This window comes from Phaeovulum sp., assembly GCF_041596715.1.
Taxonomy (GTDB): Bacteria; Pseudomonadota; Alphaproteobacteria; order Rhodobacterales; family Rhodobacteraceae; genus UBA6213.
Genome location: NZ_JBFHIA010000370.1, coordinates 1 through 1905 on the forward strand (window position 1 = coordinate 1; position 1905 = coordinate 1905).

Below are 1905 nucleotides of genomic sequence, written 5' to 3' on the forward strand. Positions count from 1 at the left end.
GCGCGCGTGCATTTCGGCCTAAAGCGGCTTGCGCGGGATAACGGGCTAGACGAAGGCAATCTGCGCGAAGAACTTCGCGCGCGGATCACCGTGAAGAAAAAATAGCTCCGTGGCGCGCGCATGGCGGCCCCCTGTGGCCGCGCGCGCCACTTGCGTTGTCGAGAATCGGCAAGTCCTCTAATCTGTGCAAATGGCCCGCGCGGTGCCAGACCGCGATCCGGCTTTCCCAGCAAAGGGGTCCGCCATGACAATTGCAAAGAACACCGTCTGCCTCTGGTTCGAAAAAGATGCCGAGGCCGCCGCCCGTTTCTACGCCGAAACCTTCCCCGATAGCGCGGTCAATGCCGTGCACCGCGCGCCCTCCGATTACCCCTCGGGCAAGGCGGGCGATGTGCTGACGGTCGATTTCACCGTCTGCGGTATCCCCTGCATGGGCCTCAACGGCGGGCCCGCGTTTCGCCAATCCGAGGCCTTCTCTTTCCAGATCGCCACCGACACGCAGGCCGAAACCGACCGCTACTGGAACGCCATCATCAACAACGGCGGGCAGGCCAGCGCCTGTGGCTGGTGCAAAGACAAATGGGGCCTAAGCTGGCAGATCACCCCGCGCACACTGACCGAGGCGATGGCCGCTGGCGGTGCCGAGGCAAAACGCGCCTTTGAGGCGATGATGGAGATGACCAAGATCGACGTCGCGGCGATTGACGCGGCGCGGCGGGGGTAGGGGCATTGGGCAAACCTTTCCAATTCCCTAACATATCTCGAAAATATAAGTAATATCAGAAGGTTGGCATCCGTAACACGCGCGTTACGCGCCTATTGTCGCGCCAGCCAGCCCACCACCGCGCTGCGCACGCTTTCCACGCCGCTATCGCGCGCCTCGTCGATCACGTCTTTCAGATCCAGCAGGTTGATACGCCGGATCAGGTGTTTGACCGGGCCAATCGAGGCCGGGCGCATCGAAAGCGTGCGCAGGCCCAGCGCTGCAAAAGTAACCGCCTCAATCGGCCGCCCGGCATCTTCGCCGCAAAAACTCAGCGGCGTGTCCGACCGCGCGCAGCGGTCGATAATCTGCTCCAGCAGCGCCAGAAACGAGGTATCGAGCGTGTCGTACCGTCGCCGTACACGTTCGTTTTCACGGTCGGCGGCAAAGAAAAACTGCTTCAGGTCGTTGCCGCCGATCGAGATGAAATCGACCTCGTCAAAAAACTCCTGCGGCGCGAAGGCAAGGCTCGGCGTTTCCAGCATCGCCCCCACCTCGACGCTGGCGGGCGTGGGCCGCCCGGCCGCTGCTTCGCGCGCAACCTCGTCGGTCAGAATCTTGCGTGCGGTAAGAAACTCGCTGCGGCTGGCAACAAAAGGAAACATCACCGAAAGCGGCCGCCCATGCGCGCCACGGATCAGCGCCTGCAACTGCATCCGCAGGATGCCGGGCTTGTCGAGGCCCACCCGGATCGCGCGCCACCCCATCGCGGGGTTCGGCTCGTCCTGTGGCTTCATGAAGGGCACGACCTTGTCCGAGCCGATATCAAGCGTGCGAAACACCACCCGCTTGCCCGCCGCCGCATCCATCACCCGCGAATACAGCGCCGCCAGTTCGCCCCGCCGCGGCACCTCGCTGCGGATCAGAAACTGCAATTCGGTGCGAAACAGCCCCACCCCTTCCGCGCCCGAATCCGACAGCGAAGGCAGGTCGGCCATCAGCCCGGCATTCATATGCAGCGCGATATGGGTGTCGCAGGTGCCCACGGCAGGCAGATCGCGCAGGCTGGCGTAGCGGCTCTGCGCCTCGGCCTGCATCGCGATCTTATCGCGAAAGGCGTGCGCGACGGTTTCTTCGGGCCGAAGATGCACCAGACCCTGATCGCCATCGACCAGAATCGGATCGCCGTTCAGCGCCTCAGA

At 63.5% G+C, this 1905-nt stretch carries 2 protein-coding genes; one reads left to right on the top strand and one right to left on the bottom strand.

Annotation, left to right across the window (positions count from 1 at the left end; genetic code table 11):
• Positions 1-244 precede the first annotated feature (244 nt).
• Positions 245-724 (top strand): VOC family protein, encoded by a 480-nt coding sequence (locus tag ABY403_RS16115; RefSeq protein ID WP_372841827.1) that lies wholly within the window; start codon positions 245-247, stop codon positions 722-724.
• A gap of 92 nt (positions 725-816) precedes the next feature.
• Here the strand turns inward: ABY403_RS16115 and ABY403_RS16120 are convergent.
• Positions 817-1905, bottom strand: a 1089-nt coding sequence (locus tag ABY403_RS16120; protein ID WP_372841828.1) for a putative PEP-binding protein, incomplete at its 5' end; no start/stop codon positions are given.